General features: G+C 57.3%; 16 protein-coding genes. 7 read left to right on the forward strand and 9 right to left on the reverse strand.

Annotation, left to right across the window (positions count from 1 at the left end; translation table 11 throughout):
• Positions 1-114 precede the first annotated feature (114 nt).
• The 7 genes from MCRY_RS00260 (at position 115) to MCRY_RS22760 (ending at position 7,817) form a co-directional block, all read left to right on the forward strand.
• Positions 115-900: a cobalamin B12-binding domain-containing protein gene (locus MCRY_RS00260; RefSeq protein WP_138487790.1), complete on the forward strand. Its 786-nt coding sequence runs from the start codon at positions 115-117 to the stop codon at positions 898-900.
• Positions 900-2,321, forward strand: coding sequence for a transcriptional regulator PpsR (gene ppsR / locus MCRY_RS00265; RefSeq protein ID WP_085627466.1), 1,422 nt, complete (start codon positions 900-902; stop codon positions 2,319-2,321). Before MCRY_RS00260 ends, ppsR begins: the two co-directional genes overlap by 1 nt.
• A gap of 92 nt (positions 2,322-2,413) precedes the next feature.
• A complete protein-coding gene (chlG, locus tag MCRY_RS00270; RefSeq protein WP_085627467.1) occupies positions 2,414-3,319 on the forward strand; it encodes a chlorophyll synthase ChlG in 906 nt (301 codons plus the stop codon).
• Complete coding sequence (locus tag MCRY_RS00275; RefSeq protein WP_085627468.1) at positions 3,319-4,599, forward strand: BCD family MFS transporter; 1,281 nt, start codon at positions 3,319-3,321, stop codon at positions 4,597-4,599. Before chlG ends, MCRY_RS00275 begins: the two co-directional genes overlap by 1 nt.
• Before the next feature lie 2 nt (positions 4,600-4,601).
• Positions 4,602-5,786, forward strand: a complete 1,185-nt coding sequence (locus MCRY_RS00280) for a geranylgeranyl diphosphate reductase (RefSeq protein ID WP_085627469.1) — start codon at positions 4,602-4,604, stop codon at positions 5,784-5,786.
• The gene (idi, locus tag MCRY_RS00285) at positions 5,783-6,331 is read left to right on the forward strand and encodes an isopentenyl-diphosphate Delta-isomerase (RefSeq protein ID WP_085627470.1); all 549 of its coding nucleotides are present in this window, start codon (positions 5,783-5,785) and stop codon (positions 6,329-6,331) included. Before MCRY_RS00280 ends, idi begins: the two co-directional genes overlap by 4 nt.
• An 88-nt stretch (positions 6,332-6,419) precedes the next feature.
• Positions 6,420-7,817 (forward strand): DUF4214 domain-containing protein, encoded by a 1,398-nt coding sequence (locus tag MCRY_RS22760; protein WP_138487789.1) that lies wholly within the window; start codon positions 6,420-6,422, stop codon positions 7,815-7,817.
• Between the two features lie 3 nt (positions 7,818-7,820).
• On the opposite strand, the gene dxs is transcribed toward MCRY_RS22760, so the two are convergent.
• The 9 genes from dxs to bchY form a co-directional block, all read right to left on the reverse strand.
• Positions 7,821-9,746 carry a 1-deoxy-D-xylulose-5-phosphate synthase gene (gene dxs / locus MCRY_RS00295; RefSeq protein ID WP_085627471.1) on the reverse strand — a complete coding sequence of 642 codons (1,926 nt, stop codon included), beginning with the start codon at positions 9,744-9,746 and terminating at the stop codon, positions 7,821-7,823.
• A 191-nt stretch (positions 9,747-9,937) separates the two neighbouring features.
• Positions 9,938-11,053: a photosynthetic reaction center cytochrome PufC gene (gene pufC / locus MCRY_RS00300; RefSeq protein WP_085627472.1), complete on the reverse strand. Its 1,116-nt coding sequence runs from the start codon at positions 11,051-11,053 to the stop codon at positions 9,938-9,940.
• 2 nt (positions 11,054-11,055) lie between these two features.
• On the reverse strand, positions 11,056-12,039 hold the full coding sequence (gene pufM, locus MCRY_RS00305) for a photosynthetic reaction center subunit M (protein ID WP_085627473.1): 984 nt from the start codon (positions 12,037-12,039) through the stop codon (positions 11,056-11,058).
• A gap of 2 nt (positions 12,040-12,041) precedes the next feature.
• Positions 12,042-12,881 (reverse strand): photosynthetic reaction center subunit L, encoded by an 840-nt coding sequence (gene pufL / locus MCRY_RS00310; RefSeq protein ID WP_085627474.1) that lies wholly within the window; start codon positions 12,879-12,881, stop codon positions 12,042-12,044.
• A gap of 133 nt (positions 12,882-13,014) precedes the next feature.
• A complete protein-coding gene (gene pufA, locus MCRY_RS00315) occupies positions 13,015-13,170 on the reverse strand; it encodes a light-harvesting antenna LH1, alpha subunit (protein WP_085627475.1) in 156 nt (51 codons plus the stop codon).
• Between the two features lie 15 nt (positions 13,171-13,185).
• Entirely contained in the window at positions 13,186-13,335 is a 150-nt protein-coding gene (gene pufB, locus MCRY_RS00320; protein WP_072778079.1) for a light-harvesting antenna LH1, beta subunit, read from the reverse strand.
• Between the two features lie 120 nt (positions 13,336-13,455).
• Positions 13,456-13,683 (reverse strand): cytochrome PufQ, encoded by a 228-nt coding sequence (gene pufQ, locus MCRY_RS00325; RefSeq protein WP_085627476.1) that lies wholly within the window; start codon positions 13,681-13,683, stop codon positions 13,456-13,458.
• On the reverse strand, positions 13,680-15,146 hold the full coding sequence (bchZ, locus tag MCRY_RS00330; protein ID WP_085627477.1) for a chlorophyllide a reductase subunit Z: 1,467 nt from the start codon (positions 15,144-15,146) through the stop codon (positions 13,680-13,682). Before bchZ ends, pufQ begins: the two co-directional genes overlap by 4 nt.
• The gene (gene bchY / locus MCRY_RS00335) at positions 15,140-16,714 is read right to left on the reverse strand and encodes a chlorophyllide a reductase subunit Y (RefSeq protein WP_085627478.1); all 1,575 of its coding nucleotides are present in this window, start codon (positions 16,712-16,714) and stop codon (positions 15,140-15,142) included. Before bchY ends, bchZ begins: the two co-directional genes overlap by 7 nt.
• Positions 16,715-16,737 lie beyond the last annotated feature (23 nt).

Raw genomic sequence — 16,737 nt, forward strand, 5'->3', positions numbered from 1 at the left:
GCCTAACCGGACTTAGTGTCAATTATCTTGGACATTCCAGAGCAAGAATCAGAGACTGGTGCTGTCTGATATGCCTGACATGTGTCGCGCATTATCGGTTACGAGGGTTTGACAATGGCAAACGACCATACCGACGATCGCACGTCCTCGGAGGACAGTCGGCTCGATATTTCGGCCTTGGCATCGACTGTACTCTCTGTGCTAAGCGACAAGGGAGAAGAAGGCGCCCAGACGATCCGCAGCAGCGTCGTGCAGAAACTTGTCGATGTCGCCCTCCAGACCAGTGCATTCAACTCCGAGGCCCTGCTCGAAGATCTGAAGGATCGTCGCATCAGCGCTGACCAGATTGTCGACATTTATATTCCGCAAGCCGCCCGCGAGTTGGGCAGGATGTGGTCTGCCGATGTTATCGGTTTTGCAAAGGTCACAATCGCGACCGCGCGACTGCAAGGGTTGCTCACACTTCTGGCGCCACCATGGGCGGCCAAGCCATCAGAGATCGCTAATGGCGTGAATGTGCTGATGTTGCTGCAGGGCAATGACAGTCACACCCTTGGGCCACACGTTGCGACGGCCCAGATGCGGCGCGCCGGAGCATCTGTTAGAATTCTGTTCGGCGCTCGTGACGAAACGATCGTCAAAGCGCTGTCGGAAGAAAGTTACGATATGGTTCTGTTTTCGGGCTCACGTCCCGACGCGCTTGCATCAATCGCAAAGTTGGTTAAACGCATTAGAACCAGTGTCTTGGCTCCACCACCTCTCGTTCTGGGAGGCATTGTTCTGAACCTCGCGGATGGCGTCAAAGAGAAGACCGATGTCGATCTGGTGACAAACGATGTGAAGGTTGCACTGAAGCTGTGCGAAAAGAACAAGTCCAGAAGCAGGTCTTTGACGCGGTAATGAATACAAGTGGGTCCAGTTTTTGGAGCAGCGGCTCCGTACCACTTATCGACGCAGAAGTTCTGTCGAGTATCATCACAGTTGCGTCCGATATTGCGCTTGTGGTGTCCCACAACGGTAAAATCCTGTCTGTCTTGATCAACCCCAATGAAACCTCCTTTGGCAAGTTGAGCCATTGGGAGGGGCGTCCGCTGATGGATTTTCTGACTCGCGAAAGCCGTCCCAAGATCGAAGCCGTCATGGAACTGATGGAAAAGGGCGAAACGCCGTCGCGCTCTGTTGAATTGAACCATACAGACAATGCCGTTTGGGAATTCCCTGTCCGGTATAGTTTTCATCCGTTTGGATCTGACGGCTCTTTCCTCATGCTTGGTCGTGACTTGCGACCCATCGCCGAAACGCAACAACAGCTTGTTCAGGCGCAGATGTCTTTGGAACAAGGGTATGAGGCGCGTCGCGAATTCGATGCACGGTATCGGTTGCTCCTCCGGACGGTCCGAGATGCGGTCGTTTTCGTGTCGGTCAATGACGGCAAGATCAAAGATTTGAACGACCCTGCGGCAGCGCTTTTGCAATCCAGTCGCGATGACTTGATCGGGTCCTCGTTCGCGCAGGAATTTCGGGATAAACGGCCCGAGGAGTTTACCGAGGCTTTGATCAATGCTTCGATTTCGGAAAACAATTCGGGTCTTGAAGTTCAGTCTCGCCGGGGACGTCAGCGGGTCATGGTCACGCCACAGGTGTTCCGTGCTGCAGGCGAGCGAATTCTGATCTGTCGGCTGTCCACCGCAGACGAGGCACATGCCCGGTTCGACAACTTGTCTTCCAATCTTTCGGCAGTGTTCGAAAAAGGCGCGGACGCATTCGTGTTTACGTCGGCGACCGGCGCTATCGAGGCGTGCAACGACGCGTTCCTCGATCTTGTAGATGCCGCACATGCCGTTGATGTACGTGGTCGCAGTTTGGCAGACTTCCTTGGTCGGGGTCAGATCGACATGAGCGTGCTGATCGAAAATGCGCGGCGCACGGGTCAGATGCGGATGTATTCGACCAAGCTCCTGAACGATTTCGGGGCAAAAACGCCGGTCGAAATGTCAGTTACCTTCTTCGAAGATCGGAACGAGCCAACTTTGGGCTTCATCATCCGGGATATCAGCCGCGTCGATGCAATGCGCAAAGCGCCACTGCAAACGTCCGAGGAATCAAGCCGCAACGTGATGGAGCTTGTTGGGTCTGCGACGCTCAAGGAAATCGTGTCCGAGACAACGGATGTGGTCGAAAAGATGTGTATCGAAACGGCCGTTAGCCTGACTCGCAATAACCGCGTTGCAGCGGCCGAGATGTTGGGTCTGTCGCGGCAGAGCCTTTATGTAAAGCTGCGCAAGTATGGCTTGCTCAATAAGGACGGCGATGGCGAATGAGGCGCGAATAGCGTCATTTCGCCCTGTTCAAATCCAACTGTGATCGTTCTGTTTCGCTTGATGTGAATCGAATTGTCGTGTCTAGTTGACACATGACTGTCAGCGTAAGTTTACACCAAGATCGCTACCCTGCCCCTTCGGCAATGCTGGAGCTGATCAAACCCGTCACATGGTTCCCGCCGATGTGGGCCTATGCGTGCGGGGCCGTGGCCTCGGGTGTGGCCATCACCGAACATATTGGCCTTTTGATCGTTGGTGTGATCCTTGCCGGTCCCGTGGTCTGCGGAATGAGTCAGGCCGCCAACGATTGGTGCGACCGCCACGTTGATGCGATCAACGAACCAAACCGGCCGATTCCGTCCGGTCGTATCCCGGGGCGATGGGGATTATGGATCGCACTTGCGATGTCGGCGCTTTCGTTGGCTTTAGGCGCGACCTTGGGCACCTGGGGATTCATCGCAACGGTTGTCGGAGTGATCGCGGCATGGGCCTATTCGGTCGAACCGATCCGACTGAAACGGTCGGGCTGGTTCGGACCTGGATTGGTTGGCTTGTCCTATGAATCATTGCCGTGGTTCACCGGAGCTGCGGTTCTCAGTCAGACGCTCCCATCGGGACCAATCATCCTGATCGCGTTACTCTATGGGATCGGCGCGCACGGGATCATGACGCTTAACGACTTCAAGGCGTTAGAAGGTGATGCGCAGATGGGAGTGAACTCCCTGCCTGTGACGCTCGGCCCAGAAAAAGCAGCCAAGGTTGCCTGTATCGTAATGCTTGTTCCACAGGTCTTCGTCATTCTCGCGCTGGCCAAATGGGGGCAGTCGACACACGCGTCGATCGTGCTTGCGCTGGTTCTTGGGCAGATCTGGGCCATGTCCGTTATGCTCAAGGACCCAAAGGCAAAAGCCCCTTGGTACAATGCGACCGGAGTTTTGATGTACGTGTCGGGCATGATGGTTTCGGCCTTTGCCCTACGCGCTGTAGGAGCCATCTGATGACCTTGGGCTGGCTCGCTATCGTCCGACTGGGCTTGGTGCAAATGGCGCTCGGTGCCATCGTTGTGCTGACAACATCCACGCTGAACCGATTGATGGTCGTCGAACTGGCGTTACCCGCCGTTCTGCCGGGCATGTTGGTTGGTCTTCACTATGGCATCCAAATCACGCGACCCAACTGGGGTTTTCTTTCGGACAAAGGCGGCAATCGCACCCGCTGGATCTTGCGAGGGATGGTTATCCTTGCTGCGGGTGGTGTCTTGGCCGCGCTGGGTGTTGTCGAAATGGCGAACAGCTATTCCGTGGGCTTGGCGATGTCGATTCTTGCGTACGCGCTGATCGGCCTTGGGGCCGGGGCTGCGGGCACGTCTGTTCTCGCACTGCTCGCCACGGCAACCGCGCCGCACCGCAGGGCCGCTGCGGCAACAATCACATGGCTGATGATGATCTTCGGCATCGCGATGACCGCCGGCGTGGTCGGCCAATTGCTTGATCCATACACACCCGCAGTTCTGATCGAAGTCGTGATCGGAGTCGCGTTGACAGCTCTGGCGATCACTGTGCTTGCAACTTGGCACATCGAACGTGGCGTCGAGGCCGCGCCCGAGCCTGACCCCGTTCCTTTCCGTGAAGGCTTGGCCGAGGTATGGGCCGAACCCAAGGCAAGGATGTTCACGATCTTCGTCTTCCTGTCGATGACCGCCTATTTCATGCAAGAGCTGATCTTGGAGCCCTATGCAGGTCTCGTGTTTGGCTTCACTCCTGGTGAAAGCACCACATTGTCCGGCATCCAGAACGGCGGCGTTTTCCTTGGCATGTTGACCGTTGGCATCGCTGCAACGGCTCTGCGCTTTGGTTGCTTACGCAACTGGGTGATTGGCGGCTGCCTTGGATCAGCGGCCAGCCTGTGTGTGATTGCCATTCTGGGCGGCTATGCACTGCCCGATACTTTGCTGCCAGCTGTCTTTGCCTTGGGCTTTTTCAATGGCGCCTTCGCGGTCGCTGCCATCGGGTCGATGATGGCACTGGCCGGTGAAGGCCGGGAAAAACGCGAAGGCACGCGCATGGGCCTTTGGGGCGCAGCACAAGCGATTGCCGCAGGCTTTGGCGGTCTGACCGGCGCTGCTGCTGCTGACGTGATGCGGACTATGACCACCGACGCGCCGGCCTTTGGGGCCGTCTTTGTATTTGAAGCCGGGTTGTTCCTGTGCGCTGCCGTCATGGCGTTGCGCATCATGGAGGGCAGCCCTGCACAAGCCGAACTGATCGCAGGAGAGTGACCATGTATGATGTTGTTGTTGTGGGCGGTGGCCCATCCGGTGCAACCGCTGCCGAGGATTTGGCACGCTCCGGGCACCGGGTTGCACTGTTGGATCGTGAAGGCCGGATCAAACCCTGCGGCGGGGCAATTCCTCCACGCCTGATGCAGGACTTTGACATTGGTGAAGACCAACTGGTTGCCAAGGTGAATACCGCTCGGATGATTTCACCCACCGGGCGCCATGTGGATATCCCGATTGAAAACGGTTTCGTCGGCATGGTCGACCGCAAGGATTTTGACCCGTTCCTCCGCGCACGTGCCGAAGCTGCCGGTGCCGTACGGTTCACGGGAACATTCGTACGGATCGATCGCGACAAGAAGGCCAAAAAACGCTGGGTGGTCTACCGTGACAAGGAAACCGGCGAAGAGCGTCAGCTTGAAACCCGGCTGATCATCGGCGCGGATGGCGCGAATTCCCGCGTGGCCCGTGATGAAATCCCCGGTGGCGACAAGGTTCCGCTGGTCTTTGCGTATCATGAGATCATCGCCGCGCCCGAAAAGAACGACCTCTACGATCCGATGCGCTGCGACGTGATCTATGACGGTGCAATCAGCCCGGATTTCTATGGTTGGGTCTTTCCACATGGCGGCACCACATCGGTCGGCATGGGCACCTATATACAAAGCGTAAACCTGAAAGAGGCCACCGCTGCCCTGCGCCAAGCCTCGGGTCTGGCCGATTGCGAAACCCTGCGCAAGGAAGGCGCGCCGATCCCTCTCAAGCCATTGCGGTTCTGGGACAATGCGCGCGATGTGGTCTTGGCCGGTGATGCGGCTGGCGTTGTGGCACCCTCCAGTGGCGAAGGTATCTATTATGCGATGGTCTGTGGGCGGGTTGCCGCAACAGCCTGCGCCGCCACGCTGAAATCCGGCAGGATCACCGATCTGGCGCTGGCCCGCCGTTTGTTCATGAAAGAGCATAAGACGGTGTTCCGTGTTCTTGGCCAGATGCAGGACGCCTATTACAAAAGCGACTCGCGCCGCGAACGGTTCGTGTCCCTGTGTCACGATGTCGATGTTCAAAAGCTGACCTTTGAAGCGTATATGAACAAAAAGCTCGTGAAAGCACGGCCCCTTGCGCATCTGAAGATCGGCTTCAAGAACGCACGTCATTTGTTGGGGCTGGTGCGGGAGACGCATGTATGACCCAGACTCTTATCCCCGCATGGTGTGGCGACACACTGGAACCCGTTGAAAAGCTGGATGCCCATGTTCGGGGCCTCAAACACAAAGCGATTTCGGTGTTCGTTCTGCGCGGGGACGAGATCCTGATTCAGCGTCGGGCAATGGGGAAATACCACACGCCGGGCATGTGGGCGAATACGTGCTGCACCCATCCGAACTGGAAGGAAAGCAGCCTTGATTGCGCCAACCGGCGTTTGAAAGAGGAGCTTGGCATCACCGGGCTCGCTCTGGAATATCGCGACCGCGTCGAATACCGCGCCGATGTAGGTGGCGGTCTTATCGAACACGAAGTGGTGGACATCTTTGTCGCCGAAGTTGACGGTTCACTGGACCTTGCGCTCAATCCCGACGAAGTCATGGCGACTCGATGGGTGCGTTATGGCGATTTGGTGCAGGACGTGGTTAAGGAACCTAGCCGCTTTACCCCCTGGTTACGCATCTATCTTGACACATACGCGCCACAAATCTTCGGAGAGATGGCGATTTCCTGCGTAAACCCGGCATAAAATAGCAAATTTTAAACACATTCGCTCCTGTTTCTTGCCCTAGTCGCTCCTTAGACATCTATTTGGGGCTCGAACTGGGGAGTTTGAGATGTCTGCTGCCACCGCCAGTGATCTGGAGCGGTACATGTTGGATCTCGTGAACGAGGAACGCACAAGCCACGGCTTGGACGCTCTTGTTCTCGATCAGGTCTTGAACGCGTCCGCTGATGCGCATTCCTTGTGGATGCTTGAAAACAATGTCTTCAGTCACACCGGCGTGGCTGGATCTACGCCGACTCAACGTATGACGGCGGAAGGCTTTGATCTGTCTGGATCATGGCGAACTGCCGAGAACATCGCCGCCCAGAGCGAGCGGGGGGCCGAAGGCCTGTTTGATGACGTGTATGATCTTCACGTCGCCCTTATGAACAGCCCGGGCCACCGCGAGAATATTCTCATGCCGGAGCTTGAAGTCGTCGGAATCGGCATTCAGACCGGAGCGTATACATATGACTCTGGTACGTACTATTCGGTGATGGTCACGCAGAATTTTGCGATGACCGGAGGTCAGACCACACCGGATGTGATCGAGCAGTCCATGCCCGCTCCGCCAAGCACTGACCCACAGCCAGAAGCCCCCGGCGTGCTGGTGGGTACTGCAACTGCCGAAAACCTGATCGGTACAGACCAAGATGACCGGATCACCGGCTCTGGTGGCAATGACATCCTGTCGGGTGAAGGCGGAACGGATACGGCTGTCTACATGGCCGACATATCCAACTATGGCCTGACAGTCAGCAACGGCACAATCGTCATTGAAGATCGCAGTGGTGGCGACGGCACCGACACGCTCAACAGTATCGAGATCCTCGAATTCGACGGCACGCCTTTCGAACTCAGTCGTTTCACCAACGTGAGCACGCTGACCGATGCGGACATGCTGGCGTTCTGCGAGCTCTACGTCGCGTATTTCAACCGTGCACCGGATTCGACGGGCCTGTTGTTCTGGGGATCAGCGCTAGCCGATGGCATGGCAATGAACGACATCGCGCGTGAGTTCTTTGATCAACCGGAAACTCAGGCGCTTTATGGAGGCTCTAGCAGCACAGGCGACTTCGTGACCGCCGTCTACTCGAACATTTTGGGTCGCGCGCCCGATGCAGATGGGTTCGACTATTGGACCAACATCCTTGATAGCGGTGTAAGGGAACGATCAGAATTCATCCTTGCGATGATCGATGGTGCCAAAGCTGCCACCGGAAGTGCGGCGGACGCGCAATACCTCGAAACCAAGGCGGAGATTGGCGCATACTATGCGGTCGTGAACGGCCTGAACAACGTGAGCGTTGCCAACACCGTCATGCAAACATTCGACGGCACCATTGCTTCGGTCGTTGAGGCGAAAGAGCTTATCGACGATCATTCAGCCTTGGTGGATACCGCCGAAGGGTCCGAATTCACGATTAGCGTGACCGGCCTTGTTGATGACGCTTTGGATTGGGTCTGACACTCACGCCCCTTTGGTGAGTGGCACGACCTTTCCATCTTTCGACGTCAGCGAGACCGCCATCTTGTAGAGGTCAAAGCGGGTCATACCCGCATCGTGATACATTTCGTCTGGCGACGCTTGATCGATGAACCGATCCGGCAAAGTCATTGTGCGGATCTTCAGACCCCGATCAAGCGCACCACGGTCCGCCAGTTCGTGCAAGACCATCGCACCAAAACCGCCTCGCGACCCCTGTTCTATCGTGATCAGCGCCTTGTGCGTTCTTGCCAGCTTAAGGATCAGATCAACATCCAACGGCTTGGCGAAACGCGCGTCCGCAATGGTCACACTTAGACCGTCCTTTTCGAGCAAGCGGGTGGCGGCCTCGACCTCGGCCAGATGCGCGCCAAAGCTCAGGAACGCGACATCGCTGCCCTCTTGCAGGACACGCCCTTTGCCGATCTCGAGCACTTCTCCACGTTCCGGCATTTCGACACCGTTGCCAGACCCGCGCGGGTAGCGAAACGCAATTGGCCCACTATCATGTGCAACAGCGGTTGCGACCATGTGCTTGAGCTCGGCTTCGTCCGCCGCTGCCATCACCGTCATGTTGGGCAAAGCTGCAAGGTATCCAACATCGAACGACCCGGCATGGGTGGCACCATCGGCACCGACCAATCCAGCACGGTCGATCGCAAAACGCACCGGCAAATTCTGCAAGGCAACGTCGTGAACGATCTGGTCGTACCCCCGTTGCAGGAACGTCGAATAGATCGCGCAAAACGGTTTGAGACCGGACGCGGCCATCGCCGCAGAAAATGTAACAGCGTGCTGTTCGGCAATTCCAACGTCGAACACGCGCGATGGGAAACGGTCGGCCAGAATGTCGATCCCGGTTCCGCCGGGCATGGCAGCCGTGACACCGACAATGTTCGGATCGCGGGCCGCTTCTTCGGTCAACGCGTCGCCAAACACCTTGGTATAGCTGGGTGCATTGGGTTTTGATTTGGCTTGGGTGCCGGATTCCACATCGAATTTCGACACGCCGTGATACTTGTCGGCGCTGTTCTCGGCCGGGGCATAGCCCTTGCCTTTGACCGTACAGCAATGGATCAAAACCGGTCCCGTCGCGCGCGCGCGCGCAGCGCGCAACACTGGCAAAAGCTGGCCCATGTCATGACCATTGATCGGGCCGATATATTCAAAACCCAACTCTTCAAAGAGCGTTCCGGACCCTTGCAAATTTCCGGTGACAAGCTGGCGTGCGCGCTTTGCGCTTTCACGCATTGGCGCAGGCAACGCAGCCTCGAACCCCTCGGCAAGCGATTTCACCTTGGCCAAAGGCTCATTGGCGTACATCCGGCTCAGGTAGGATGACATGGCGCCGACAGGTGGCGCGATGCTCATTTCATTATCGTTCAGAATGACGAACAGGCGACGGCCTTCGTGGCCCGCGTTGTTCATCGCCTCGTAGGCCATGCCAGCACTGATGGACCCATCTCCGATTACGGCAATTGCGTCTCCGGTCGGGCGGCCCATGTCGCGGCCAACGGCAAATCCAAGCGCGGCGGAAATCGAGGTCGACGAGTGCGCAGCACCGAAGGGATCGTATTCAGACTCGCTCCGCTTGGTAAAGCCAGACAGCCCATCTTTCTGGCGCAGCGTTTTCATGCGTTCACGGCGGCCAGTCAGAATTTTATGCGGGTAGCATTGATGCCCCACATCCCAGATCAACTTGTCCATTGGCGTGTTAAAAACCGCGTGGATTGCCACAGTCAATTCGACCACACCAAGGCTCGATCCAAGATGCCCTCCCGTTTGCGCAACGGCGGAAATCACTTCGGATCGGACTTCGTGCGCGACTTTCGTCAGCGTCGCATCGTCCATGTTCCGCAGATCAGCAGGTCCAGCGACCCGATCAAGATTGGGGGTAAGGGAATGTGTCATGTGGCAGTCTCCTCGGGGACAGAGGGAAGAAGGCGTCACGTTTGCCAGGGTGTGCCTAGAAACGTGACGCCAGTTCCTGTAGCCAACAGGAAGGGAACCGGGGTGTTGAGCCCCGTATCCGGTTTTGCGTTTTGGGAACCTGTCAAAACCGGATCTGGCGGATGGCAGGGGCGGCGCACCGCCCCAACCCATCATTCGTAAACAGGCGCACCTGTTGTCGCGAGCTCGGGCCAGTCAGCGATGACATTCGTCCCTTGCAGCGGTTGCTGGTAACCTTTGTGGCAGGTTTTGCAGGCGGCTTTCGGCGCGTCGGCAAAGACTGGACCAAGGCGTTCCGGCGGATACACATCCTCAAGCGGAACAAGGTATTCATTGTTCATTTCTTGAACCATGCCGATACCTAGCTGCTCGGTCGACCATTGCGGGGTCACCTGCTCGGGATCATAGAACGCGCGGCTGTTGTGACAGAACACGCAGTTCACACCCAAGGAATTGGACACATAGTTCATCAGGCTGAACGTGCGTTCCGTATCCTGCCAAGTCGGATAGCCTTCCTCGGTCGGATAGGCGGCAACATGGGCTTCAAGATCGTGAACCCCGATGCGGCCGTAATCCAGAAGGAACGTCTCCAAAGCATCAGAAGGAAGCGACGTGTACTGGCTTTGCACCGTCACCCGGTTCTGAACCGCCGCCCAACCGCCGGCTGCTTCGTTGACTGCACCCATCTTGAACCAGATGTCGGACGGCACGTTTTGTCCACGGTGGCAGGTATAGCATGTGACGCCGACCTGCTTGTTGACGTTGACGTGCCCATCCCAACCTTCGTTGATGTTCTGGGTCATTTGGATCATCCGGCGCGCGACGACCTTGGTATAAAGGTCATCATTGCCGTACTCTTCGATTTCGACATCGCCGTGGCAATACGCACAGCCCTGGTCAGGCGCGACCCAATCCGTCATGGCCAACATGAGGCGGTTGAAATTGTCCTCGGTGAGATCGCCCAGAACCTGAACGTTCTGATAAATCTCGGACGCTTTCGCTTCGCCACCTTCCGGCACATAGGGCGCTTCGGTGTACATGACCTCGATCGACGGGTCGGGTTTGGCAAGATCAGAGACGAACTCTGGCCGTGACATCCCCGTTCCGCGTGGGCCGGTCTGAAGACTGTCTGTCTTGAACGGCTGGCCAACCACCACGAGGAATGCCGCTACTGTAACAGCCGTCCCCACAACTCCGATGAGAATGGCCGGACCGTAGATGTTGGTCGGGTTCTCATTGTTCCATTTATCGAACCATTTGGGAAACATGATCAGTTCTCCTGTCCAATAAAGGTCTCATAGGAACCGTATGCTTCGTACCCGTAAGAGCCGTCATACATCGGAGCGAAGTGATGCTCCTGTGCCCAGATGAACCAGTTGTCCACCACAGTGCCGGTCAAAAGGATGCCAATGCCGCCGGTGATCGGGGTCAGGACCGCGAACCACCACGCCCAGCGGTGAATACCTTCCATCGTGGCGTTGAAGCCCATGGTCCAGCGCCAGAACAAAGCGGCACGTTCGGTGGCAGTACCCCGGTCGACGATCTGTTCCAATTCACGGTCACCGCCGTAACGGGTCACCGCCAGAATGGTCGCGCCGTGCATCGCAAAGAGCAGGACAGAGCCATAGAGGAACACGATCGAAAGTGCGTGGAACGGGTTGTAGTAGAGGTTGCCGTAGCGGATCGAGAAAGCCGTGGTCCAGTCAAGGTGCGGGAAGATCCCGTAAGGCACGGCTTCTGACCATGATCCCATCAGGATCGGACGGAAGAGACCTAGGACAAGGAACAACCAGATGGCAGAACCAAACGCCCAGAAGACGTGTTTTCCCATCTTGTGTTCCATCGCGAGCAGATAGGTTCGTGCCCACCAGCTCATCACCGAGATCAGCAAGAAGAAGCTTGCGATGATGTACCAACCGCCTTCGTTGAGCGGTGGCATGCGCAACCCGTATTCCGGGCTTGGCGGCTCAAGTGCGAGCCAGAAAAGTTGCCGGATGAACTCGGGGACAGACCAGCCAACTTGCGCAAGCATGTTCAGGCCGATGATGTTCAGCGCGAGGATACCTGTCGCCAGCGACACCATCCCTGTCCAACCCAGCCAAACAGGGCCAAGCTGCGCGTTACCGATCCAACCGATCAGGGTGGAAAAGCCGGCTTTTCGTGTGCGTTCGAACTCGGCGTTCTCGGTGGCCATGCCCCATTCAGGTTTCCCCTGAACTTGGACCTGTGTGAAAATGTTTTGATACTCAGCCATGATTACATCCCCACATTGGCGCCCCAGATGGGCAGTTCGAGCCACCAGTTCCACCACTCAGGCCAGCCCTTTGTCCAAACGGGGCCAGAGATGATGATACAGATCGCGGACCAGAACCCGGCATTCAGCGCCAACAGAAGACCAACACGGTGGATACCCAAAGTGCCGACCGAATAGCCGATGAAATCGCGGAAGAACGTGTCTTCGTGATCCGGGGTTCGCATTTCTTCACCCTTTTCAGGGTTGGCTGCCGACAGGATCAGACCGCCATGCAACGCGAGCGCCAGAGTTGTGGTGAAGAAGAACGTCACCGCAAGCATGTGGGCCGGGTTGTAGTGGAAGTGCAGGTAGGCATAGCCCGTATTCGACACCCAATCGAGGTGGCTGAAGATCCCGTATGGAAAGCCGTGGCCCCATGCGCCCATCAAGAGTGGGCGGAATACAACAAGCGTCACATAGGCGAAAATCGCAACGCTGAAGGCGAAGGGAACATGGTACCCGATACCCAGCTTGCGGCATATTTCGACTTCGCGGAGCGCCCAACTGCTGAAGGCACCAACCGCGCAGATCGTGATGATCTGCCACAGTCCGCCTTCCATCAGGGGTGCCATGCCCAGACCGTAGCTTAGGTCGGGCGGCGCAATGTTGATGAGCCATGGATTGAATGTGCCTTGATCAGCCGCTCCCCACAAAATGAGGATCGTGCCAAGCAGAGCGAAAAAGGCGGTCGTGACTCCGAAGAAGCCAACGTAGAAAGGCCCAACCCAGAAGTCGAACAGATCGCCGCCGATCAGCGTCCCTCCGCGGACGCGGTACTTTTTTTCGAAGCTGAGCAGCGCCATCTTCTTTATCTCCGCGTTTGCCGGCGCATCCCTCGAAGAGACTCAGCCGTCATGTTTAAGTTTGGTTTTGCCGCGGGCGGGGCGATGGTCTGCCGCCCGCAGCGATATTGTTAGCTCTTCCGAGCTGACTGGCTTACATGCCAGCGGCTGCTGCGGTTTCGAACCAGTTGATGCCGTTGGACAGCACCACGAGGTGAATCATTGCAGCCAGCAGGAAGAGGAAGACACCCTGCGCGACAAACACGCGACGGGGATCAAAGATGAGCCAGATCTTGTAGAACTTTGCCATTATATTGATCCTTCCTTAGAACCAGGGGCGCCAGATGAAGGTTGCCAGGTGTGCAACCACTGCAACCGCCGAGAACAGCCAAAGGCCGCTCATGTAGACGGAATGCAGCTCCTGGGCCTGCTCGTCAGTAAGACCTGTGAATGACAGGTCGGTATTATCAGCCATGAACTTTCCTCCGGAATGTTATGCTGACGCCGCACTCCCTGCGGCCGGGTCCCTTGGAGCCAAAGCTCCGCAGGTCCTGTCCACCCCGCCGGGTGGCCAGTCTTGGATTCTCGACCTTGTTCAGGCCGAGAAAATGAGGGGCGTGATCCGATCCGCTTCACACCATGCACGCGCCAGTGGGCCGCGCATGTTGAGCGTCTGTTTCTGGAACACTTCGAGCATCCAGATCACCATTGCGAACGGGATCGCGACGATGAAGATGATACTGAAATAAACCAGGAACTCGGTTCCGCGTTTTGTGTGACCGTGCTTGTGCGAGCGCGTGTCAGAAGAGGTGAAATCCGTCATGTGGTCGGTCCTCCTTGGGAATTTGCAAGAGCCTGAACCGTCTCGACGACGACACGTTCAGCACCTTGTTTCAGGGCTGCCGCCTCTGCGGCATCGCGCAGGTTCTTGGCGGCAGAAATTCGGGTCAGTACGGGATGCTGCGATACAATCCGGTCCAGTTCGGACTGGGCATCGGCATCCCACGGGAAATCTCGACGCAGCGGTGTGAGGGTCGAATCCACTTTGTCCATTTCGCTGCCCAGCGGCAGGATGTGGAACAGCGCATCGAAAAGCCCGTTGCAGACTTCCTGCAGCAGATAGGTCGCTCCCGCGTATCCCATCATCGGCGTTCCGGTATGGCGGCGGATAGCAGCCCCCGGGAAACTGGCCGGCATGAATGTTGGCTGCGGGCCATGCCCTGCCTTCATTTCAGCAAGGTACATCTTTTCGTTGATCGACCCCATCAGAACGAGCGGCTTCTTGTTGTGCACAAGCGACCGCACTTCTTCGTTGTTGGTCTTTGACCCGGCAACACGGGCGACAGCAAAGGCGCAGGGAAGACCCAAGTCACCCTCGAGATAGTTACGGATTCCGCGGGCATAGGTTTCGTTCGCCACGATCCCAAAGGATGCTGTCGCAAAGAAATCCTGCGTCACGGAACGCCACAGGTCCCAAACGGGCTTGAGCGTTGAATGCTTTTCTTGTTCGATGAACGGCTCTGGATCAAGGCCCAGCATATCGCCCAGCTTGCGCAGGAACTTCGTGGTCGAATCCATCCCGATCGGCGCTTGCAGATAAGGCTTGCCCAGACACTCACACAGGCCGCGACCGAATTCGCGGTACATGCAGATGTTGACGTCGGCATTCACAAGGTTCCGCATCTCGGCAAGATGGGCGCCCAACGGCATCACCATGTTGACCTCGGCACCCATGCCTTCGACCAGTCTCCGGATTTCTGCGAGGTCCGAAGGCATGTTGAACGTGCCGTACATCGGGCCAAGAATGTTCACACGCGGCTTGGCGCCCTCTTCGCGTTTCTTTTCCGGCGGCATCCGACCCTTGGTCATGCCGAACTCGGTAAAGATCCACGTCATCGCACGATCCGCACTTTCCCACTGATCTTCGTCAATGGTGCGCGGCAGGAACCGTTGCAGGTTTGTGCCCATGGGAGTCACGCCACCACCGATCATTTCGGCAATGGACCCTGTAACAACAACCGCCGGCAGAGCTGGGTCAAGCACACCCCAGGCGCGTTTCATCGCCCCCTCGGTCCCCTCTCGACCCAGCTCCTCCTCACCGAGGCCAGTAACCACGATAGGGAGTTCGTGCGGCGGAAGCGCATCTGTGTAATGAAGTACGGACGTCACGGGCAGGTTTTCGCAACCCACCGGACCGTCGATAACCACCTGCAAGCCTTTGACTGCTGTAAAGGCGTAAACCGCCCCCCAATAGCCACCTGCGCGATCATGATCTTGGATCAGCATTTTACACCTCCGTTCGCTGCGACGCGGGCCTTTTCGGCGCGCTCGAGCTTTTTGAGGTTTTGCGCACGGTAGTCGGGTCGCAGGTTCGGAGATTTTTCCCAAACGCCAGCAGTGTCACCGGTTCCGACACCTTCAAAGAAGGCTTTCATGTCGTCCATACGGGACTTGCCCGCGATGGCGGCATTGATCACTTCGGCAAGGCTACCTGCACCAGCCGGGCCCATCAGCGGACGGGCGGAAATAAGGTTGGTGTAGTAGAGACCGGGAATACCCATCTCTTTGGCCTTTTGCACAACCGGGGTCGTGCCGATGGCCAGATCAGGTTTCACCGCTTCCATCGCCGCGCAATCGTCTTCAAGCGACGCGCGATAGGTGACCTTGATGCCCTTGCTTTCCAGCCATTCGCGGTCCGGTTCGGACCATTTCGTGCGCGGACAAGCCGTACCGACATAGCGCAGATCAGCGCCGCTCTCGACCAACAGACGCGCAACCAGAAGTTCAGAGCCTTCGTAGCCGGACAGTGTGATTGTGCCTTTGATCGGTGTCGCAGCAAGCGCACCTTTGATCGCCGGGAGGAACGCGTTTTGGGCAGCCGCGATTTGACCAGCAGGAATGTTGTAGGCATCACCGATGCCCGCCAACCAAGCTGCTGTGCCATCATGGCCTACCGGGGCAGAGCCAACGATCTTGCGGCCAGCCGCTTCGAATTCACGGATCGCCGCTGTGTAGAAAGGATGGATCGCCGCAACGACACCACAATCAAGCGCAGCATAAAGCTCGCGCCATTCACGGCAGGGTACAACCGGACCAGCAGCAAGACCCATCGGGGCAAGCATGGCGCCGATCATCATCGGGTCAGCAGGAAACATCTCTCCCAAAAGAGCGACGGTCGGTCGATCCGATTTGCCGCCAGCGGGCGCTTGAACCGGACCGGCCGTGATCTCTTGGCGCGCGTAATTGAGCATTGCACCAGCAAGCACATCTTTCGCCTCGGCATGGGTTGGAATGCCAAAACCGGGAACGTCGATTCCGACGATACGGACACCGTTGATTTCTTTTGGAAGCAGGCGGAGCGGAACGCCCGACGCTGTCGGAACACACAGGTTGGTGACAACGATGGCATCGAACCGCTCGGGATCGGCCATTTCGTGCACGCTTTCCCGGATGTCTTCGTAAAGCTTACCGGTCACGAGCGTTTCCGAATTGAACGGAACATACCCTACCGACCGACGCGCACCGTAGAAGTGAGACACGAACGTCAAACCATACACGCAGCACGCAGAGCCAGACAAAACGGTGGCCACGCGCTTCATCCGCAATCCAACGCGCAGCGACCCAAAGGCGGGACACATGCTTTGCGGTTGGTCGTGCGGACCTTTCGGATAATCCTTGGCGAACTGATCCAGCATCTCGGAATTGCCGGCAAGTCGCGCGGCCTTTTCCATCTCGGAACCAGAGTGACACCCAAGCCCATCCGCCAGCACAGGCGCATCGGGGGCGTCGACCCGTGGTTCCCCACGGATCACTTCAACCTCTGCCGTCTCGTCGTATGTTGCTTCGTTCGTCACGTGTTCTTCTTCTTTCGTTCCCA

Source organism: Marivita cryptomonadis, assembly GCF_002115725.1.
Classification (GTDB): Bacteria; Pseudomonadota; Alphaproteobacteria; order Rhodobacterales; family Rhodobacteraceae; genus Marivita; species Marivita cryptomonadis.